This is a genomic window from Luteimonas sp. RIT-PG2_3 (genome assembly GCF_054902115.1).
The window spans coordinates 307,137-328,499 of record NZ_JBUBPF010000005.1; the positions used below are offsets into that span (position 1 = coordinate 307,137).

Consider the following 21,363-nt stretch of genomic DNA (forward strand, 5'->3'; position numbering starts at 1 on the left):
GTGCAGGGACTCGGGCGTTGGCCGAGTCTAGCGTGGCGGTTGTGAAGAATTCCTTGCACGCAACCGGGCCAGTTCGGCATCGAACCAGCGCGCGGATTCGACTACCGGCTTGCCTGCACAGCGCACGCGGTATGGCGTGCCGCTGCGGCTGCTGCGGGTGGCCGCGCGCTCGATGAACAGCTCGGCGCTGTCGGCCAGCGCGCGCTTTTGGAGCCAGCCGTACTTGCGTTGCAGGTGCGCGCGCGCGGTGTCCGCGTCGTGCCAGTCGCCGTTGCGCTCGAACTGGCAACCCGACGTCGCCAGCGCCTGGATCAGTCCCGCGATCTCGCGTTCTGCCCGGTCGGGGCCAGCGGCCTGCGCAACGCCGGCGCACAGCGCCAGCAGCAGGCCGGGCCATCGCCACGGCACGATGCGCTGCCGCGGGCCGCGCGTCATCCGCCCCGCTCCTGCAGCCAGTCGTGGATCGCCGTCGGCACTTCCTTCTGCGCCCGGCCGGAGACGTAGATGCCGATGTGGCCGCCACGGAACGACAGCTCGGAGTAGTCCTCGCTGCCGACCAGGTCCTTCAGCGCGCGCGATGCGTCCGGCGGCACCAGGTGATCCTGCTCGGCGTAGATGTTGAGCACCGGCATGTCGACGAAGCCCAGGTCCACCGGGTTGTCACCGATGAAGATGCCGCCATTGACGAAGCCGTTGGCCTGGTAGAACTGCTTGATGAACTGGCGGAACGCCTCGCCGGCCTGGTCGGGCGAATCGAAGATCCACTTCTCCATGCGCAGGAAGTCCTCGATGGCCTTCTTGTCGTCGAGGATGTCGACCAGGCCGATGTACTTCTGCACGAACAGCCGCCACGGCTTCAGCGTCAGGTAGCACATGTTCATCATGTCGGCGGGCACGTTGCCCAGCGTGTCGACGAACAGGTCCACGTCCATGCCGCGCGTCCAGTTGGACAGCATGTTGTCGTCGGTATGGAAGTCGACCGGCGTGACCATCGTGATCAGGTTGCGCACGCGCTCGGGATGCAGCGAGGCGTAGCACAGCGAGAACGCACCGCCCTGGCAGATGCCGAGCAGGTTGATCGCATCGAGCTTGAAGCTGCGCCGCAGGTGGTTGATCGCGCCACCGAGGAAACGTTCGATATAGTCCTCAAGCGTCAGGAAACGATCCGAGCGGTCCGGATAGCCCCAGTCGATGATGTAGACATCCTCGCCGCGCTCGAGCAGGCCCTTGACGATCGAACGGTCGGACTGCAGGTCCACCATGTAGGGGCGGTTGACCAGCGCGTAGCTGATCAGCAGCGGGATCTTCGCGGTCGGCGCCTTGCTGCCGATGAAGCGGTACAGCACGACCTTGCCGTCGCGCCAGACTTCCTGCTTCTCGGTGGCGCCGTAGGCGACGTCTTCGACCTCGCGCAGGGTGTGCATGCCCGCGCCCAGCTTGCGCTGGAACATCGCCGCTTCTTCGGCAATGTCGTCGATGCTGATGTTCAAGGGTCCATTCATGTCAGCGGTTCCTCCCGGGAAGCGGACGTCGGCGGGTCAGGGTTGGCGCGATCGCGCCAGGCTCATTCGCTGCGATCCAGCGGCTCGGGTGCGATCGGCACCGGCGTGACCGGGATCGACGACGAGAATCCATTGGTCGGCGACGAACGACGGCGAGGCGGTGGCGTGGCACGCCTCGCACCGGGCTTGCTTGCCGCGGACTTGCTGGTGGCGGGTTTGCTTGCTGCGGACTTGTCTGCGATGGACTTGCCGGCGACGGCCCCGGCGGGCGCGGGCTTGTCGTTCGCAGGCTTGTCTTTGGCGGATTTGCCTTTGGCGGGTTTGCCGCCTGCCGAAGGCGTGGCCGTGCTCGGCTGGCCCACTGCTTTCGCCTGCTTCGCGGGCGCGCGCTGCGTGAGCTTGCCGGAGACGGACTGTTTGGCGATGGGCGCGCTGGCGGCAGAGACACCCGCGTCAGGTGTGCCCGACGCCGCCTTGCGCGTGGCCTTCTCCGGTGCGCTGCGCTTAGCCGGCGTCGCCTTGTCGGCAGCGACCGGTTCAGGCGCGGGCGACGCGGCAGCCGCCCCCTTGCGGGCGCGCGGCGATGCCGGCTTCGCACGCTGGCCGCCGGCTGGCGCGGCATGAGCACCGCCCTGTTCGGCCTGGTCGCGCAGCTTGCGCAACGCGCGTTCGAGTTCGACGATCTTGCGGTGCGCACCATCGAGCTCGGTCCGCGTCGGCATGCCCAGTTGCGCGCTGGCCTGCTCGATCTCGCGCTGGACGCCGGCGCGCAAGCGCATCTGCGCGTTGACCAGTTCGCCATAGGCGCTGCGGAAATCCGGCGACAGCGCGATCGCCGCATAGGCCTGCTCGGCCGCGTCGACCCAGAGGTCGAACAGCGCGCGCGGCGTCTGGATCTGCTGTCCCAGGCCTTCGCGCTCGGACAGCATCTTCTCGAAGATCTCGAAGGCCTCCTGCGAGGCCCGCAGCATCAGCGCGTTGTAGCCCTTGTTGGCCTCCTGGTAGTCCAGTTGCGCCTGCGCCAGCGCCTGCAGCCGCTCCTGGTGCTCGCGCGCGAACCCGAACGCGGGCATCTGCAGCAACGACGCGCCCTCGCCGCGCAGCGCACCCAGCATCGGTTCGACATTGCGTATCCACTGGTCCATGCCCTGCAGGCCATTGCCGGCCATGCTGTTGAGCATGTCGGGGAACAGGTTCACGGCCGAGTTGCCGAGTGCCTGCTTCCAGGCCGACACGATATCGGCCGCGGTATTGTCGCGGCCGCCGAACTGCGCGGCGACCTGCTGCATCTGTGCGTACCAGCTGCTCGCCTGGCGATTGAAGCGGCCGAGCGTGTCCTCGACTACCGGCGGCCCGGAGAACTGTCGCGTCCACCAGTCGATGCCGTCCTGCCAGGCGCGGGCGCCCATCTGCGCCGGCGTCGGCGCAGGCGCCATGCCGGGGACCGCATTGCGGATCGCGTCGCCCCAGGCGCCCCAGTACTGCCGCGCCAGGCGCTCGAACTCTTCCGGCGTCCCCGGAACGCCTACGCCGCCGAAGCCACTGTTCAACATGCCCATCTCCTGTTAGCGCGTTCGATCATAACAATCGTGATCGCGTTTGATGATGCCGGAGACGAGGGCTGCGCGGACGCGAACGCCAGCGGCCGGGCCCTGTTCAGGGCCCGGCCGGGGCCCCGAGCTGCGCGGGGCCAGCGCGGCCAAGCGTCAGAGCTTGGGGATGCGCAGGGTCTTGCTGATCATCAGCGAGCCCGACAGCGCGAACACCAGTACCAGCGGATGCAGCTGCCACGGCCCCAACTGGACGACGCCGAACCAGATGTCCTCGCCGATCCTGTCGCTCCAGGCGGCCACGGCCAGCGCGATGACGATCAGCAGACTGCTCGGGATCGGCGTGCCCTCGAAGAACTTCACCTTGTCGCCGCCATCGGCCAGGGTTTCGGCGGTGACGTTGTAGCGCGCCAGCCGGCTGACGCCGCAGCCGACGAAATAGCTCAGTACGATCCAGTCCCAGCCGCCCTGCAGGCCGCAGGCATAACCCAGGGCGGCCGGCGCGACGCCGAACGAGATCACGTCGGCCAATGAATCCAGCTCGCGGCCGAGCGTCGACGACACCTTGCGCCAGCGCGCGATGCGGCCATCGAGGGCATCGAAGATGAAGGCCAGCGGGATCAACGCCATGCCGATCATCAGGTCGCGCCGGCTGTCGTCGACGACACCGGCCTCCTGCAGGTACCGCATCGCCGCGAAGATCGCGCCGGTTCCGCAGAACGCATTGGCCAGCGTGAACCAGTCGGCGAGATGGAAATCGCGGAGCATCGAGAAATGTCGGGACATGGCAGCGCCACCGGAGGACCGGCCAACAGGGTAAGCCGAATCCGGTGAAGACGTCGCTGTCGCCGAGGCCCGCTTGGTGACGGGCGGGACTCACGGGCAGGCCTCAGGACCGGGCCTGCCTGCCCTGCGTTTGCAGCCGCGTCAGCGCGGCATCGCGAACTGGGCGGCGTCGACGCTGCCATTCCCGCGCGGACGCGCATCGATCACCGCATCGGCCGGCAGCGTGCGCTTGCCGTCGAGCACCGCATCGACCTGGTCGAGCGCCGCGTACATGTACGGCAGCAGCGGCACGTAGCGCGCGCCGTACGCCGGCAGCGCCAGGAAGCCGTCGAAATGCTGGGCGTTGCGCACCTGCCAGTAGCGCAGGTCGGGATTGCCGGCACGCGCCTGTTCGACGTACGGCGCACTGGAGAACGCTGCCGGGATCAGGCCGTCGTCGAGGCCGTGAATGACGATGACCGGACGACGCGCAGTGGCCAGCGACGCCCGCGTCTGCGCGAGGCCCGCCTGCACGCGGCGCGCGTCCTCGCCATCGCCGGTCTGCAGCGCGCGCAGGCACTGCAGGCCCGGCAAGGTGACGTCCGGCGGCGCCAGCCGCGTGTCGACGATACCGACGCCACTGCCCGGCGGAATGCCGCTGCCGTCGGACCACCAAGCCGCGCGCTCGGCCGCGGTCGTCGCGCGCGGGCTGAAGTCGGCGTTCTGGGCAGAGAAGGCATACCCGCAGGGATGCTCACCGACGCCATAGCGGCCATAGGCCGAGGCATAGGTCACCGCCACCGCCCGCCACAGGTCGAAGCCGACGCTGAGCACGCCGGCCGTCAACGCCTGATCGGTCCAGCCACCGGCCTTGAGTTGCTCATAGGCGGACGCGGCCTGCGCCCTGGCGTTGTCTCCGCTGACCAGGCCGGCGCTCTTCAGCGAAGCGCAGCGCGCGGTCCACAGCGGTTCCACCTGGGCGCGCAGCGGCGGCTGCGGCAGCGAATCCGCCGGCAGGTACAGCAATGCGCAGGGCATCAGCAAGGCCGCCTCGGTGCCGAAATCGAAGGCTGAGCGCGCGCCCGGCGCCGACGCCAGGATGTTCGGCTCGCCGGCCACCACGGCATCGAGCCAGCCGGGACCGCCGGCATCGTCGAGCTCGCTGGCCCGCAGCACCGCTGCGCCGCCGTTGGAGACGCCGACGGCGATCACGCGGGTATTGTCGAAGCGGAACGGCGCGGCTTGCGGGAAGGCCCGGCCCAGTGCCGCCAGCGCGAACTCCGCTGCCTGCTTCACATGGCGGCCCCAGTCGGCTTCGGGATTGTCCCTGGAATGCGCATGCTTGAAGGCGACGCCGCTGCTGGCGGCATGGGGCAGCTCGGGCGCGAACGCGAGGCCGCCCTCGGCCAGCGGCGCCAGCGTGCCGTCCTCACGATTGCCGGCGCGGGTGTCGAGGTCGACATAGTCCGAGCCCGCGCCCTTGTCGGTGTAGGCCACCGCGCAGCCCCGCGGCAGGCCCCAGGCGCCGGCCACCGCGATCGAGCCGTAGATGCCGCGCGACCCGGAGGACGCGGTGACCACGATGCAACGCTTGCCGGCATCGAAGTCGTCGGGCACCTGCACCAGCACGCGATGCGGCTGGTGTGCGCCGGGCAGCGTCGCCAGCGCCGCGTATTCGCGACCGGGCACGTTGGCGGTGCTGCCGTAGACCTCGCCATAGCCGCCGCTGGCCGACAGATCGGCGATGCCGCGCCAGTTGTTCCAGATCGCACGACGCCGCAGCTCCTGACTGGTCGGCTGGTTCGCGTCGGCGAAGGCCGGCGGCACCATACCGCGCAGGCCGGCCAGCCCGAGGCCTGCGGTCAGCAGGTCGTCGCTGCCGCGATGTTCGGTGACGCGCTGGGGTTCGATCATCTGGGTCGCCGCCGGTGCCTGGGTCGGAGTGGAGCTGCAGGCGGACAGCATCGCGCCGAGCAGCAGGCCGCAGGAAAGTGGTGTCGTCGCGTTCATGCCAGGAGGCAATCCAAGGTTCCGGTCAGTGCCACGACGCTACCGCCTTGCGGAAGTCCCGTCATCGTACTTTGGTACGAGCTTGGCGTCGGCAGGCCTCTGCTACGGTGCGATGCACCCTGCACGCCCCGCCAGAAGCCGCCATGACTGCCCTCGCCGCGCCCGATCCGTTCCTGTCCTCCCGTTGCGCCCTGGTCACCGGCAGCACGTCCGGCATCGGCCTTGCGATCGCCTGCGCGCTGGGCACGGCTGGCGCACGCGTGTCCATCAATGGGCTCGGCAGCGCCGCGCAGATCGAGGACGCCATGGCTGCGGTGCGCGCGGCTGGCGCCCGCGATGTGCGCCACTTCAACGCCGACCTGCGCGATCCCGCGCAGATCGAGGCGATGATGCAAGACATCGACGCCTGGGGCGGACCCGACATCCTCGTCAACAATGCCGGCATCCAGCATGCCGTGCCGCTGGCGCAGATGCCGGTCGCGAAGTGGGACGACATCCTCGCCATCAACCTGTCGGCGGCGTTCCACACGATGCGGCTGGCGATGCCGGGCATGGCCGCGCGCGGCTATGGGCGCGTCATCAACATCGCGTCCGTGCATGGCCTGGTGGCGTCGAAGGACAAGGCGCCGTACGTGGCCAGCAAGTTCGCGATCGTTGGGCTGAGCAAGGTCGCCGCGCTGGAATACGCCGCCTGCGGGACGCGCGCCTCCGGCGGCGTCACCGTTAACTGCATCTGTCCGGGCTGGGTCGAGACGCCCTTGATCGAACCGCAGATCGAGGCGCGTCGCGACGGCGGCAGCCGCGACGACGGCATCCGTTCGCTGTTGGGGGAGAAGCAACCCAGCCTGCGCATGTCGCTGCCCGAGGACATCGCGGCGATGTCGGTCTGGCTGTGCCGGCAGGAGGCGCACAACCTGACCGGCACCGCGCTGCCGATCGATGGCGGCTGGACTGCGCAATAATCCCCTGCACCCTCCCCACCTCCCCGCATGCATGATCTTCCATCGCGACACCATGATCGGTCCCGACGTCATCGCCCTGCTCGAACAGCATCGCGCTGCAATGGAGGACACCACGCCCGCCGAAAGCCGGCATGCCCTGGATGCCACTGGCCTGCGCCAGCCGGAGGTCAGCTTCTGGACGCTGCATCTCGACGATGCGCTGGTCGGTTGCGGCGCGTTGAAGCACCTCGACCCCGGGCATGCCGAGATCAAGGCGATGCGCACCGCAAAGACCCATCTCAACCGGGGACTGGGCAAGGCCATGCTCGATCACCTGATGGCCGAGGCTGCGCGTGGCGGCTATCGCCGCTTGAGCCTGGAGACCGGCGCCATGGCGTATTTCGAGCCTGCGCGACGCCTGTATCTTGCGGCCGGATTCACCACCTGCCCGCCGTTCGGCGACTATGTCGACGACCCCAACACCGTTTTCCTGACGCGTCTGCTGGACGCGAACGCCTGAGCCCATGCCGACCCTGCTGATCGCCGACGACCACCCGCTGTTCCGCGCCGCACTGCGTGGAGCCGCGGCCGATGCGGTGGCGCAGCTGTCGGTACTGGAAGCCGAATCGCTGGACGGCGTGCTGGCGACGCTGGAAGCCCACGCCGACATCGACCTGGTGCTGCTGGACCTGCACATGCCCGGCAACCATGGCCTGGCCGGCCTCGCCGCTGTGCGCGCGCAATACCCGGCGGTGGCGGTCATCGTGGTCTCGGCCAACGACGATCCGCGCGTGGTGCGGCGTGCGCTCGACCATGGCGCGGCCGGCTACCTGCCCAAGAGCTCGGGACTCGACGAACTGCGCGATGCGATCCGCAGCGTGCTGGCCTGCGAGCAATGGCTGCCGGCGTCGCTGCGACGCGCGGTCTCGCGCGCGCAGTCGTCGGAACACGACACCGACCTGGCCGCGCGCCTGGCCAGCCTGTCGCCGCAGCAGTTCCGCGTCCTGACCCTGGTCGCACAGGGCCTGCTGAACAAGCAGATCGCCGATCGCCTGGAGGTGCAGGAACGCACGGTCAAGGCGCATCTGTCGGCGATCTTCGACCGCCTGGGCGTGCGTAACCGGACCCAGGCCAGCGTGGTGCTGCGCGAACTCGAACTCGCAGATCCGGCCAGACAGCTCGAAGGCTGAACAGCTCGAAGGCTGAGCCGCGTCCACAGCCACCTTCGCACGCGCGACGCTCAGACCCTGGTGACGATCCGTCGCGAGCGCCGTCAGGCGCAGCGGGATCGGGAACAGGCTCCTAGATCCGCGCGTAGTTCCAGGACACCATGCGGCCGTCGCGATAGGGCATCACGCCATGGAAGGCACGCGGATCGTCATCGAACACCAGCGGCAGGAACTGGCGGTCGCCGTCCCACAGCGGCAACGTCAGGATCCGGTCGACATCGATCCATTCCAGCGTGCCTTCGGGATTGGACGTCAGCGGCGTACCGGTGAACGCGGTGATGACGAACACGAAGCCCAGCCAGTCCTCGCCGTGCTTGCCGAAACCGGGCCAGCTGATGGTGCCGCGCAGGGCCAACTCGGTGCAATCGATGCCGGCCTCTTCCTGGATCTCGCGGCGCATGCCGGCGACCACGTCTTCGTCCGCTTCCAGCTTGCCGCCCAACCCGTTGTACTTGCCCAGGTGCTGGTCGTCCGGACGCGCATTGCGGTGGATCAGCAAGGCCTGGCGACGGTCGGGCGACAGCACATAGCCCAGGGTGGCGACGATCGGGGTGTAAGGCATCGGCAGGGTCCTGCGGAACAGCCGCGCATTCTACCGATACCCGCGCGCGTCATCCCGGCACGTCATCGCGGCCTGCTAGACTCGCGCGCCGCCAGGCATGTCGTCCGCATCCCGTTCCGACGCATGGCCGGCCACATCGCCCGGAACCGTGCCGGCAGGCGCATCCGCGCTGTCGCTGGTCCGCGCCGACAGCAGGCGGTCGAGCACCGACTTCAGCGCCAGCGGACGTACCGGCTTGGCCAGCAACGGCAGGTCGGCCTCGCGTACGGCACGGCGCACCGCATCGGTCTGGTCGGCACTGAGGATCAGGCAGGGCCTCGCGCCGAAACGCGCACGCAGGCGCGACGCCAGCGCGACGCCGGTATCGCCTTCGTCGAGGTGGTAGTCGAACAGCCAGAGGTCGGCGGGACGGGCCGACAGCGCCTGCTCCGCGCCCCGCGCATCGGCGGCGACGGCGACGTCGCAGCCCCAGCCTTCCAGCACCTGCGACAGGGCCTGCAAGGCGGCCGGGTCGTTGTCGACGGCCAGTACGCGCCGTCCGCCAATCCCGGTCCGCGCGATGGCCGGCGCGCTCGGCTGCGACAACGCGGCCACGCGCCGCAGTTCGACAGCGAAGGCCGCGCCATGGCCGACACGACTGCGCAGCGACAGCGGCGCCCCGATCAGGCCGGCAATGCGGTCGGCGATCGACAGGCCAAGCCCCAGCCCCTGCCCCGCGACGTCCTCGCCACGCCGGAACTCTTCGAAGATCGCGCAACGCTCCGCCTCGGCGATCCCCGGACCACTGTCGACCACTTCCACGCGCAGGCGATCGGCGCCGATCCGGCGCACGCCGAGCAGCACGCCGCCATGCACGGTGTAACGCACGGCGTTGGCGAGGAAGTTCTGCAGGATCCGCCGCAGCAATTGCGGATCGGTGTGCACCCAGGCCTGCGTCGGCACGCACTTGAACGCCAGGCCGTGTTCGCGCGCAAGGACGCCGAACTCCGACGCCAGCGGCTCCAGGATCTCCGCCAACGGCACGTCGCGTGGCTCCGGCACCAGGCCACCGGCCTCCAGGCGCGACATGTCCAGCAGGCCGGTCAGCAGGTCGGTCGTCGAGTCGAGCGCGCCGCGGATCTGCGCGACCGATTCGCGCTGGCGCGGCACCGACAGCTGCTGCGACAGCGCATCTGTGAACAACTGCGCGGCATGCAGCGGCTGCAGCAGGTCGTGGCCGATCGCGGTCAGGAAGCGGCTCTTGGCATCGTTGGCATGCTCGGCCTCGCGCTTGGCGGTCTCCAGCCGCGCGGTGCGGTCGGCGACGCGCTGCTCCAGGGTTTCGTTGGCGCGCTTGAGTTCGCGCTCGGCATGCCGCGACGCGGTGATGTCGGTATAGGTCGCGACGAAGCCGCCGCCGGGCATCGGATTGCCACGGATCTCGACGATGCTGCCATCGGGGAACACGCGTTCGGTCAGGTGCGGCGTGCCCGCGCGCATGAAATCCAGGCGCCGCTGCAGCGCGTGTTGGTCGTGGCCGCGATGCGGCATGCGCTGCAGCGCCCAGGCGGTCAGGTCGGCGATCGGTCGCCCGACCTGCAGCAGGTCTGCAGGGAAGCCGAACATCTGCGCGTAGCGCCGGTTCCAGGCCACCAGCCGCTGTTCGCGATCGACGACGCTGATGCCCTGGCTCATGTTCTGCAGCGCGGCTTCCAGCACCTGCTGGTTGAAGCGCAGCGCCTGCGTGGCCTCGCCGACCAGTTCGGCGACGGTATCGAGCGGCGCGCTTTCGCCGCGCCAGGCTGCGTCGATCAACAGCCTCGCACTGGACACGCCGACCACCGCGGCCAGTTCGCGCTCGACGGTGGCCACCATCGCTTCGTCGGCGGTCGCGTCATGGCCATTGCGTTCGGCCAGCTCGCGCACGTAGTCCCTGGGCAGGAAGCGGCGGGCCACGTTCTCGAGCGCGGTGACCGCGATGCCGCCGCGCGCGGCATCGGGCTTGAGCGGCATGAAGCGCGCGACCAGCAGCACGGTGGCGACGTTGACCAGCAGGCTGACCAGTACGCCGCGCGCGACATCGTGCATCCAGCCCAGCCACAGGAAATCGTGCGGCGTCAGCCAGTGCCATGCAGGTCCCGGCGAAAGCCGCGGCAGCAGTCCGGCCTCCATCGCCGTGGGCACCAGCATCAACCACAACCACACCAGCGAGCCCAGCAGCAGGCCCGCCAGGACCGCGCCGGACGGCAACCGCGGTCGATAGACGGCCAGCACCACCGCGGGCGCCAGTTGCGCCAGCGCCGAGAACGACAGGATGCCGAAGTCCGCCAGCGCCTTCGCGCCGGACATCGCCTGGCTGTACAGCCAGGCCAGCACGAACACCAGCGCGATGCCGAAGCGGCGGTTGGCCAGCACCCACGGGCGCAGGTCGGATCCGGAACTCGCGCGCGCGGCATCGCGGACGAAGTGCGGGCTGATCCAATGGTTGGCCAGCATGATCGACAGCGTCAGCGCCGACAGGATCGCCATGCCGGTCGCCGCGCTCATGCCGCCCAGGAAGGTCAGCAGCGCGAGGCCTTTCTGTCCCGATGCCAGCGGCAAGGCCAGGACGTAGAGATCGGCGGGGACGCGTGCACCCAGGTCGAGTTGCCCGGCCCAGGCGATGGGCAGGACCGGCAATGCGATCAGCAGCAGGTACAGCGGGAACAGCCAGCGCGCGGTGCGCAGGTCGCGATTGCTGCGCAGCTCGACGATGCCAACATGGAACTGGTGCGGCAGCGTGAACATCGCAATCGCGCCCAGGCCCATCAAGGCATAGAAGCTGCCGTCATAGTCGCCGGCCGGCAATGCCTGCGCCCGCTGCGCCAGATCCGCAAAGCCGTCATGCGTGCCCCAGACCACGAAGGCGCCGACCGCCAGCAGCGCCGCCAGCTTCAGCAGCGATTCGAAGCCCAGGGCCAGCACGATGCCGCGGTTGTGCTCGGTGGCCGACGCGCGACGCGTGCCGAACAGCATCGTGAACGCGGCCATGACCAGCGCGATCCACAGCGAAGCATCGAGATAGGCCGGCTGCGCGTTCGGATCGCCACCGATCAGCAGCGTGAAACTCAGCGCCACGGCCTTCAGCTGCAACGCGATGTACGGCACCATGCCCAGCAGCGCCACCGCCGTGATCGCGATGCCAAGGCGACGGTCCTTGCCGAAACGCGACGTCACCAGGTCGGCCAGCGACGCGCTGTTGTGCTCGTGGGTCAACCGCCCCAGCCGCTGCAGGAAATTGAAACCCAACACCAGCAGCAGCACGATGCCGAGGTAGGTCGGCGGCGACGGGAACTGCCAGCGCACCGCCTGCGCCACCGCACCATAGTAGGTCCAGGCCGTGCAATGCACCGCCAGCGACAGCGTGTACACCAACGGCCAGATGCGCCCCAGGCGCGAGGTATTGCGTTCACCCCACAGGGCCACGCCAAACAGCACTGCAGCCCATGCCAGGCTGGCAACGATGACGGTCAGCGGACTGAGCATGGGCGCAGTCTAGGGCCTGTCATCGATGAACGGATAGCCCGCGCCGCCCTCGGCATGCCGCGCATGACCGCGTCGCGGGCGTGCGCCTAGGCAAGCCTCAGCAGGCTCAGTTGTTCGGCCACCAGCGCCGGGCCATCCTGCCCCTGCACCTCGATGCGCTTGACCTGCCGCAGCAACCATTGCCCGGGATGCTTCTCGACCAGCGACTCGACCTGCGAATGCACGCGCACGCGCGCACCGCACGGCACCGGCGACAGGAAACGCACCTTGTCGAGGCCGTAGTTCAGGACATGCACGATCCCCGGCAGGCGCGTGATCTGCGCGACATCGTCGTCGATGGTCATCGACAACAGCAGGAAGCCATGCGCGATCGTGCCGCCGAACGGCCCCGCGCTGCGGGCGCGATCGGGATCGGTGTGCAGCCAGTAGTCGTCGCCGGTCGCAGTGGCGAAGCCATCGATGCGCGCCTGCGTGATCGCGATCCAGTCCGCGCTGCAGCGCGGCTGGTCGGCCCATTGCCGCAAGGTGTCCAAGGTCGCCTCGCGCGAGGCCCCGGCCGCAGCCGTCGAGGTGTCGTTCAATGTGGTTCCTTGTGATTCGTGGAGGGAGATCATGCGGGGTGCGGGCCTACCAACGGCCACGTCGACCGCTCATGCATATGGCACGTCTGGACCCGGGCATCTCGAATGCTCACACAGCACGCGGGTCTGGACCCGCCCTACCCCAGCAGTTGGGCGATGGCTTGGCGCGCTTCGGGTTCCGAGAGGCTGGGGGCATGCCCGACGTCGGGGACTTCGGCCAGCATGGTGCCGGGCGCGGCGGCCAGCATGCGCTGTGCGAGCTCGGCGGTCAGGATGTCCGAGGTCTGGCCGCGCACGAGCAACACGCGGCAACCCCGGGCGAGCTTCCGATAGGCATGCCACAGCAGCGGTTTGAGCAGGCGCAGCATCCACGGATTGATCGTGCGCACGATCGCCGGATCGTAGTCGAGCACCCACAGCCCGTCGTCGCGGACGCGGAACGTGCGCGCAACCATCGCATCCCACTCGGCCTGGCCATAGCGCGGATACACCGATTGCGCGATGCGCTGGATGTAGGCCGCCGCCTCGTCGCGGCGCATCGGCGGCACCGGTTTGCCGGCATAGGCGGCGATCCGCTGCAGCGCCTGCTCCGGGACTTCCGGGCCGGCATCGTTGAGTACGGCGGCGGCGACCGCATCGCGCCGCTTCGACGCGACCGTCATCGTCACCAGCACACCCAGCGAGGTCCCGATGAACACCGCGCGCGCGATACCCTCCTGGCGCATCAGTGCCAGCACGTCGTCGGCATAGACCGGCGGCCGGTAGCGCGAACGTGCGCCGTACTCGGAGCCGGCACGTCCGCGCAGGTCCACCGCCAGCACGCGATGCCCCTTCGCCGCGATCCAGGTCGCGAGCTCCTCGAAATCGGCGCTGTTGCGGGTCAAGCCCGGTATGCAGATCACCGGCAGCCGATCCTGCACCGCTGTCGGCGCCGGCGCGTAGTCGCGCGCGTGCAGGCGCAGGCCTTCCCGGCTGCGCCAGTACAGATCCTGGACATCCATCGTCGAACGGTCCCCCACTGCCGGGTCGCGCCCCGGCTTCCATCGCCACCTTACCCGGCGTGTCGGCCTTCGCAAGCTGTACCTTCGGACAATCCCGTCGCCAGGCCGCGAGCCTGGACGATGGCCGGCGCTCAGGCGCCCTGGATCGCGTGCATGCCCGCGGTGCCTTCAAAGTTCTTCGCCCGATCGCGGGGAGCCGCAGGCCTGCCGGATCGCTGATGCCGGATCTGCAGCGGCTGCGGGCTGGTCTTCAGGGCATGTCCGAGCCGTCGAAGACCTCGGCCCATCCAAGACCGGGCGTCGCCCCGGGTGGGGATTGCGGAGAGCGGGCCAGGACGGCCCGCGGCGGCGAGTCAGCCATGGGTGAGCAGGGGCTGCTTGCGCGGCACTGCCGCGCAGCCCATGCGAACGCCCGGCGTGCTGCGCCGGGCCGGACCGGGCCGCGTAGCGGCACGGGCTGACCGAGCCGCGCAGCAGTCCCCGGCTGGGGCGATGCGGGTTCCGAAGTCAACGGCGCCTCCTTCGTGAGTCAACGGCGCCTCCTTCGTGGTGCGACACAGACACACGAACTGCAAAACTCTCCTCACTTTAGAGAAAAAAGGGCAGGACCCGAAGGCCCCGCCCTGCAACGCATCGACGCGGGACGCCCCGACTCAGAAGTCGTAGCGCGCGCTCAGCGTGTACTGGCGCGGCGCGCCATAGAAGCCGATCAACGAACCCACCGCCGGAATGTTGTAGCCGGTGGTGCGGTATTCCTTGTCGGTCAGGTTGCTGCCCTGCAGCGAGAACGACCAGGCCTCGTCCAGCCGCCAGTTCACGCCGGCGTTGAGCAGGCCATAACCGTCCTGGCGGATGGCCGGGCTGAGGTCGGTGGTCGGCCAGACTTCGCTCTGGTAGGTGTAGCCCACCCGCGTCGACAGGTTGCCGCCATTGGCCAGCGGCGTGCGGTATTCGACATTGATGCCGCCCGACACCTTGGGCGCATTGGTGAAACGCATCTGGTCGGCGACATTGACGCCACGGTCCAGGTACTCGTCGTACTTGGTGTGCAGCCAAGCGACGTTGCCCGAGATCAGCCAGTTCGCGGTCGGCAGGTACTGGTATTCGACTTCGACACCGTTGACGGTACCCGCGCCGGCATTGGTGAAGTCGCCGAAAAACTGGTCGTCGATGCCGTCGTTGTTGGTGTCGATGCCGGTGAACACCGACAGCTGGATGTCCTTGTACTTGTTGTGGAACGCCGACAGGTTCAGGAACAGGCGCTGGTCGAGGAAGGCCATCTTGCTGCCGACCTCGAAGCTGTCGACGGTCTCGTCGTCGAACGGCTCCGCCGAACGCGGCACCGCGACCGCATTGGCGCGGATGTTGTAGCCGCCGGACTTGAAGCCGCGCGTCGCCAGGCCGTAGACCATGATGTCGGGCGTCACCGCATAGTCCAGCGAGACCTTCGGCGAGACGTTGCTGAAGTTCGTGGTCTTGTCGAAGTCGGCGACGATGGCGGTCGGCGTGGTGAAGGTGGCATCGGAGTAAGAACGGTTGAACACCACCGCACGCTTGTCCTCGTCGGTATAGCGGGCACCGAGGTCGAGCTTCAGGCGGTCGCTGAGGTCGAAGGTCCAGTCCGCATACAGCGCGATGCTCTCGGTGTACACGGTGCCGCGGGTATCGCCGAACAGCAGGTTGAAGAAGTTGTTGCGGATCTGGCCGCCGGCCTCGCCGTCGAAGGCGTACAGGCCGACCACGCCGCGCGCGCGGCCGCCGGCATCGTAATTGACCTGCAGCTCGTTGCTGACCTGCTGGTCGGTATAGATGCCGATGACGTCGGCGATCTTGGCCGGCGTGGTGTCGAAGTCGATGTTGCCCTCGGTATCGGATTCGCGCTTGGCGACCACGTACTTGAAGGCCCAGTCCTCGTTAGGGCGCCAGTTGACCGTGGCCGACGCGCCCTTGTTCTCCACGTTACTGTGGTTGCGCATGCCAGAGCGGACGTCGTAGCGGTCGTCCATCGGCGGGAAGCCCGGCGTGAACGGGTTCGGCGCCAGCATCTTGGAACCGCGCATGCCCGACTTGTCGTCGATCCAGTCCAGCGCGAACTGCACGTCGAAGTCCTCGCCGGCATAAGCACCGAGGCTGAAGCGCGCTGCGTTGATCTCCTTGTCGCTGATCGGTTCGCCGGTGACGACGTTCTCGCCGAAGCCGTCGCGGTTCATGCTGGCCACGGCAACGCGCGCGCGCAAGCCGCTGTCAGGACCGCCGATCCCGCCACCGAGCGCGGCCTTGGCATCGAGCTGGTTGTAGTTGCCGACGGTGACCTGGGCGAAGCCCTCGGTCTCCTTCGGCAGGCCGCGCGAGATGTACTTGATCGCGCCGCCGATCGTGTTCTTGCCGTACAGCGTGCCCTGCGGGCCACGCAGCACTTCGATGCGCGAGACGTCGAACACGTCCAGCAACGCGCCCTGCGGGCGGGCGATGTAGACATCGTCCAGGTAGATGCCGACGCCGGGATCGGCGCCCCAGGTCGGGTCGGACTGGCCGACGCCGCGGATATAGGCGGTGACCGTGCTGCTGGCGCCGCGCGCGGCGTAGATCGTCAGGTTGGGGACCTGGCCGCCGAGGTCGCTGATGTCCTCGACGTTGAGCTTGTCCAGGGCATCGGACGTGAACGCGGTGACCGCGACCGGCACCTCCTGCAGGGTCTCCTCGCGCTTGCGCGCGGTCACGGTGACGGCGTCGAGCGTCGTCGTGCTGGACGGCGTGTCGGCATTGCTGCGAGTGCTGTCCTGCGACCACGCCGCAGGCGCCAGCAGTACGCCGACGATCGCCAAGCTCAGGTGCTTGCGCTTCATATAGGTCTCCCCTCCTCCCGGGTACGACATGACAGCGGCCAGGTGGCCGATTCGCAGCCAAGGCTAGAGATCGCGACCCGCGCCGACACTTGTACCTTCGTACAGTGGGCCGGCCGACGCTGCGGCGGATACTCGACGCACCTTGATCGAGCCCGTACCGGGGAACCCGTCGATGTCCTTCCTGATAGTGCTGGCCGCGCTCAGCTTCCTGATGTTCGTGGCCTACCGTGGCTACAGCGTGATCCTGTTCGCACCGATCGCCGCGCTCGGCGCGGTGCTGCTGACCGATCCCTCACTGGTCGCGCCGATGTTCACCGGCCTGTTCATGGACAAGATGGTCGGCTTCCTGAAGCTCTACTTCCCGGTATTCCTGCTCGGCGCGGTGTTCGGCAAGCTGATCGAGATCTCCGGCTTTTCCAAGTCCATCGTCGCCGCGGTGATCCGGCTGTTCGGCCCCCAGCGCGCGATGCTGTCGATCGCAGTGGTGTCGGGCCTGCTGACCTACGGCGGCGTGTCGCTGTTCGTCGTGGTGTTCGCGGTATACCCGTTCGCCGCCGAGCTGTTCCGCCAGAGCAACATCCCCAAGCGGCTGATCCCGGCGACGCTGGCGCTGGGTGGCTTCACCTTCACGATGGATGCGCTGCCCGGCACGCCGCAGATCCAGAACATCATCCCGACCGCGTTCTTCGGCACCGATACCTGGGCCGCGCCGGTCCTGGGCACGATCGGCGGCGTGTTCATCCTGATCGTCGGCATGACCTACCTGGAATGGCGCCGCCGCAAGGCCTCCGTCGCCGGCGAGGGCTATGGCGACGCCGCCACGCTGGTCAACGAGCCGGCAGCGTTCGCCGGCTCGCGGCTTGCCAGTGCCTGGATCGCAATCCTGCCGCTGGTGCTGGTCACCGGCTGCAACAAGCTGTTCACCGTCCTGATCCCGCAGTACTACGGCGACAGCCACACGTTCATTCCCGCGGTCATGGGCACGGCCGCACCGGTGGTGCAGGAAGTCTCGAAGGTGGCTGCGATCTGGGCCGTCCAGGGCGCGCTGCTGGTCGGCATCGTCAGCGTGCTGGTGCTGGCCTGGAAGAATGTCGCGCGGACCTTCGCCGAAGGCACCAAGTCGGCGATCAGCGGCTCGCTGCTGGCGGCGATGAACACCGCCTCCGAGTACGGCTTCGGCGCAGTCATCGCCGCGTTGCCGGGCTTCCTGGTGGTGGCCAACGCCTTGAGCCGCATTCCCGACCCGCTGATCAACCAGGCCATCACCGTGACCTCGCTGGCCGGCATCACCGGCTCGGCGTCGGGCGGCATGAGCATCGCGCTGGCGGCGATGTCGGAGACCTTCATCGCCAATGGCCAGGCCGCCGGCATCCCGATGGACGTGCTGCATCGCGTCGCCGCGATGGCGTCCGGCGGCATGGACAGCCTGCCCCACAACGGCGCGGTGATCACGCTGCTGGCGGTGACCGGGCTGACCCATCGCCAGTCCTACAAGGACATCTTCGCGATCACGCTGATCAAGACTGCGGCGGTGTTCGTCATCATCGGCGTGTTCTACACCACCGGCTGGGTCTGAGCCGCATGCCCTTCACGCGACCGCCCGCCCCGCGGCGCGCCTGCCGCCCGGACCGTACGCGTCACCTCGCAATGGCCGGGGTCGGAATGGCGTAGGTCGCAAGCCTGGCGAAGTAAGGCTGGAGAACGCCTAGCGCCCGCCATCCGCTCGCGACCTGTCGCGAACGCCAGACATTCCCATTCTCCACCCCACAGGAACGATCACCCGCATTCCCCCGCACCACGACGTAACGCACCACGACGCAAGGAGTTCCGACCATGACATCGTTCGCATGTCGTCTCTGCTCGATGCTGCTCACCGCCCTGTTGGCGGTTCCGATGATCGCTTCCGCCCAGTCCGGCCACTGGGAGTTCGGCCTCTACGGGAATGCCTATGGCGCCCGCGAGTACCAGGTCTGGGTCCCTGATGGCTACGACGGCAGCGAGGCCCTGCCACTGGTGATGGTGCTGCACGGCTGCGTGACCGGGCCGAACCTGATGGCCGAGGCCAGCGGCTTCAATGATGTCGCGGATGCGGAACGCTTCCTGATCGTCTATCCACGGCAGAACGTCACCAGCAATCCGACCCGCTGCTGGAACTGGTCGCTGGCGATCAACCAAGCACGCAACACCGGAGAGCCCTCGATCCTCGCCGGCATCGTGGCCAAGGCCAAGGCCGACTACAACGTCGATCCACAGCGCGTCTACGTCACCGGCATCTCGGCCGGCGGCGCGATGACCGCGACCATGCTGGCCTGTTACTCGGACGTGTTCGCCGCCGGTGCGATCCATGCCGGTGGCATGTACAAGGGCGCCACCACGTTGTCCGGCAGCGCGTATGCGCTGTTGAACGGCAGCATCTATTCGCCCGACGCGCGCGGCAAGGATGCCTGGGCGTGCTCGGGTTCGCCGTCGCCACGTCCCTTGCCGGTCCTGGTCTTCCACGGCACCGCGGACGCCACCGTCAATCCGGTCAACGGCCAGCAGGCGGTCCGCCAGTTCCTGCAGACCAACGACATGGCCGACGACCGTCGCGACAACAATTCGGTCGGCATCAGCCCCACGTCGACGCTGACCGCGCAGATCCCCGGCGGCCGCAGCTACACCGTCGACACCTACGCCTATGGCGGCCAGGTCCAGGTGCAGCACTACGTGGTGCATGGCATGGGACATGCGTGGAGCGGCGGCAACGGCGCACTGCCGTTCACCGATCCGGGCGGCCCGGATGCCAGTGTGATCAGCTGGCTGTTCTTCAAGCACCGCACGCGCTGAACCACGCCCTTGGCGATGGGCGACACACCGTCGTCCATCGTCCCGGGCTCGCGCGCTCGCCCTGCCACCCTTCGCCTGCGCCCCCGACCTGCGCGCCACCTGCGCACTTGCCGTCGCATTCATGGGCACGCCATGGGCGCGACGCGCATCGCGCGTCCGATCGACACCCCAAACCCGTCGATGTAGATGGACTGGGCCTGCGGTCACATCGTGCGGCAGGTCGCGCCCGCTACGCTAGGCATGCAGGGGGCTGCAGACAAGGACACCACATGGAGCAGGCCATTTCGCCGGCCCAGTTGCAATCGCTCGCGCAGGCGCAGGCCCGTCGCTATCGGCTGACGCAGGCGCCACGCTACCAGGTCGCGCCCACGCCGGAACGACTGTTGGCCAAGGCCGCAGCCGCCGATGCGGGTCCCGTCACCGGCGGCAATGGGCAGGTGCGCCGGGTAACGATGCAGACGCCGGAGTTCGCGGTCCGCATCCTCAACCATCTCAGCCACGGCGCCACCAGTGCGTCGCTGGCCGAGTTCAAGGCGCTCGGGGCGGACGACAACGCGCGCCTGACCGCCTACGTCGACCGCCAGCTCAACTGGGAAGCCATCGACGACAGCGCGGTCGAGTCGCGCCTGGCGTCGGCCGGTTACACCACGCTGGCCAAGACGCTGCCGCAGCTGTGGGCGCAGCACGTGCGCCAGGACGACTACAACACCCGCATGCGGCCGGGCTGGGAAATCCAGCGCGCGGCCCTGGTCCGCGCCGTGTATTCGAAGCGGCAGCTGCGCGAAATGGCGACCACGTTCTGGCACGACCATTTCAACGTCCAGCTCAGCGACTACTCGGCCTGCCCGGTCTATGTGCATTACGACCGCGACGTGATCCGCCCGCATGTGTTCGGCAACTTCCGCGCGATGCTCGAGGAGGTGGCCAAGAGCAATGCGATGCTGCATTACCTCGACAACCTGTCGAACCGCCGCGCCGGTCCGAACGAGAACTTCGCGCGCGAGCTGCTGGAGCTGCATACTTTCGGTGCCGAGAACTACCTGGGCTTCATGGACCCGTTCCAGGTGCCGCCCTGCCCCGAGGATGCCGCCTATCCGATCGGGTATACCGACATCGACGTCTACGAGACCGCGGCCGCATTCACCGGCTGGACCTTGAAGAACGGGCATTGGGAATTCCCCAACGACAACGACGGCACCTTCGTCTACCGGCCGTCCTGGCACGACACCGGCCCCAAGTACGTGCTCGGCCGCTTTATCTATCCCGAACAGCCCGCCCTGAAGGACGGACGCGACATCCTGGACCGCATCGCCAGCCATCCGCGCGTGGCCACCTTCATCTGCAGCAAGCTGATCCGCCGCTTCGTCGACGACGCACCGCCGCGCGACCTGGTCGACAGCGCGGCCGCGATCTTCCGCCAGCATTGGCAGAGCGGCGACCAGATCAAGCGCACGCTGCGCCATATCCTGCTGTCGGATGCCGCGCGTGCCAGTTGGGGAAACAAGCAGCGCCGCCCGTTCGAAGCGATCGCCGCCGCGCTGCGCGTGCTCGACTGCGACTGGACGTATCGCCTCGACGACGCCCGCAGCAACGACCTGAACTGGCGCATGGGTTTCACCGGCCACCAGCCCTACGACTGGCCCGCCCCGAACGGCTATCCCGACAAGAGCCTGTCGTGGTCGGGCGCCAACAGCTACGCGATGACCTGGAAGGCGTTGAACTGGCTGACCGAAGCCAGCCTCAGCGATACGGCCAGGCTGCTGCCGATCCTGGAGACCACGCGCACCGGCGTCCCGGTCGCGCAGTGGACGGCGAAACGGCTGGTGGATTTCTGGTGCCTGCGCATCCTCGGCTACCAGCCTGCATCGGCGCAGTACCAGGCCTTGCTGGGCTTCATGGCGCAGAACGGCGATGCCGCCACGTACGTCATTGCCGACAACGACATCTGGGCGGCCAACGACCTCAAGCGCCACTACAACCAGTCGCGCCTGCGCAGCATGGTGTCGCTGATCCTGATGTCCCCCGAATTCCTGGCCCGCTGAGGAG

General features: G+C 68.3%; 16 protein-coding genes. 6 read left to right on the forward strand and 10 right to left on the reverse strand.

What is annotated here, in order from left to right; all coding sequences use genetic code 11:
- Positions 1–27 precede the first annotated feature (27 nt).
- The 5 genes from ACYX7E_RS10550 to ACYX7E_RS10570 form a co-directional block, all read right to left on the reverse strand.
- Positions 28–435, reverse strand: a complete 408-nt coding sequence (locus tag ACYX7E_RS10550) for a YfeK family protein (protein ID WP_462080532.1) — start codon at positions 433–435, stop codon at positions 28–30.
- A complete protein-coding gene (locus ACYX7E_RS10555) occupies positions 432–1,502 on the reverse strand; it encodes a class III poly(R)-hydroxyalkanoic acid synthase subunit PhaC (protein WP_462080533.1) in 1,071 nt (356 codons plus the stop codon). The genes ACYX7E_RS10550 and ACYX7E_RS10555 overlap by 4 nt, the downstream gene beginning before the upstream one ends.
- A 62-nt stretch (positions 1,503–1,564) precedes the next feature.
- The gene (phaE, locus tag ACYX7E_RS10560) at positions 1,565–3,055 is read right to left on the reverse strand and encodes a class III poly(R)-hydroxyalkanoic acid synthase subunit PhaE (protein WP_462080534.1); all 1,491 of its coding nucleotides are present in this window, start codon (positions 3,053–3,055) and stop codon (positions 1,565–1,567) included.
- Between the two features lie 153 nt (positions 3,056–3,208).
- Positions 3,209–3,838: a CDP-alcohol phosphatidyltransferase family protein gene (locus ACYX7E_RS10565; RefSeq protein WP_462080535.1), complete on the reverse strand. Its 630-nt coding sequence runs from the start codon at positions 3,836–3,838 to the stop codon at positions 3,209–3,211.
- Positions 3,839–3,979: 141 nt separating this feature from the next.
- Entirely contained in the window at positions 3,980–5,827 is a 1,848-nt protein-coding gene (locus ACYX7E_RS10570; protein WP_462080536.1) for a 3-hydroxybutyrate oligomer hydrolase family protein, read from the reverse strand.
- A gap of 143 nt (positions 5,828–5,970) precedes the next feature.
- On the opposite strand from ACYX7E_RS10570, the gene ACYX7E_RS10575 reads away from it, so the two are divergent.
- From ACYX7E_RS10575 to ACYX7E_RS10585, 3 genes are read left to right on the forward strand one after another with little or no spacing between them, the layout of a single operon-like run.
- Positions 5,971–6,789: a 3-hydroxybutyrate dehydrogenase gene (locus tag ACYX7E_RS10575; RefSeq protein WP_462080537.1), complete on the forward strand. Its 819-nt coding sequence runs from the start codon at positions 5,971–5,973 to the stop codon at positions 6,787–6,789.
- Positions 6,790–6,820: 31 nt separating this feature from the next.
- Positions 6,821–7,288, forward strand: coding sequence for a GNAT family N-acetyltransferase (locus ACYX7E_RS10580; protein ID WP_462080538.1), 468 nt, complete (start codon positions 6,821–6,823; stop codon positions 7,286–7,288).
- A gap of 4 nt (positions 7,289–7,292) precedes the next feature.
- Positions 7,293–7,958, forward strand: coding sequence for a response regulator (locus ACYX7E_RS10585; RefSeq protein ID WP_462080539.1), 666 nt, complete (start codon positions 7,293–7,295; stop codon positions 7,956–7,958).
- 112 nt (positions 7,959–8,070) lie between these two features.
- Here ACYX7E_RS10585 and ACYX7E_RS10590 read toward each other — a convergent pair whose 3' ends face one another.
- From ACYX7E_RS10590 to ACYX7E_RS10610, 5 genes are all read right to left on the reverse strand, one after another.
- Entirely contained in the window at positions 8,071–8,559 is a 489-nt protein-coding gene (locus tag ACYX7E_RS10590; RefSeq protein ID WP_462080540.1) for an NUDIX hydrolase, read from the reverse strand.
- A gap of 75 nt (positions 8,560–8,634) precedes the next feature.
- The gene (locus ACYX7E_RS10595) at positions 8,635–12,063 is read right to left on the reverse strand and encodes a hybrid sensor histidine kinase/response regulator (protein ID WP_462080541.1); all 3,429 of its coding nucleotides are present in this window, start codon (positions 12,061–12,063) and stop codon (positions 8,635–8,637) included.
- 86 nt (positions 12,064–12,149) lie between these two features.
- Positions 12,150–12,644 (reverse strand): MaoC family dehydratase, encoded by a 495-nt coding sequence (locus tag ACYX7E_RS10600; protein ID WP_462080542.1) that lies wholly within the window; start codon positions 12,642–12,644, stop codon positions 12,150–12,152.
- A 137-nt stretch (positions 12,645–12,781) separates the two neighbouring features.
- Positions 12,782–13,645, reverse strand: a complete 864-nt coding sequence (locus ACYX7E_RS10605) for an alpha/beta fold hydrolase (protein WP_462080543.1) — start codon at positions 13,643–13,645, stop codon at positions 12,782–12,784.
- 653 nt (positions 13,646–14,298) lie between these two features.
- Positions 14,299–16,491 (reverse strand): TonB-dependent receptor, encoded by a 2,193-nt coding sequence (locus tag ACYX7E_RS10610; protein WP_462080544.1) that lies wholly within the window; start codon positions 16,489–16,491, stop codon positions 14,299–14,301.
- A 172-nt stretch (positions 16,492–16,663) separates the two neighbouring features.
- Between ACYX7E_RS10610 and ACYX7E_RS10615 the strand changes: the two genes are divergently transcribed.
- From ACYX7E_RS10615 to ACYX7E_RS10625, 3 genes are all read left to right on the forward strand, one after another.
- Positions 16,664–18,067: a GntP family permease gene (locus tag ACYX7E_RS10615; RefSeq protein WP_462080545.1), complete on the forward strand. Its 1,404-nt coding sequence runs from the start codon at positions 16,664–16,666 to the stop codon at positions 18,065–18,067.
- A 317-nt stretch (positions 18,068–18,384) separates the two neighbouring features.
- Complete coding sequence (locus ACYX7E_RS10620) at positions 18,385–19,317, forward strand: extracellular catalytic domain type 1 short-chain-length polyhydroxyalkanoate depolymerase (RefSeq protein ID WP_462080546.1); 933 nt, start codon at positions 18,385–18,387, stop codon at positions 19,315–19,317.
- Positions 19,318–19,586: 269 nt separating this feature from the next.
- Positions 19,587–21,359 (forward strand): DUF1800 domain-containing protein, encoded by a 1,773-nt coding sequence (locus tag ACYX7E_RS10625; RefSeq protein ID WP_462080547.1) that lies wholly within the window; start codon positions 19,587–19,589, stop codon positions 21,357–21,359.
- Positions 21,360–21,363: the final 4 nt, after the last annotated feature.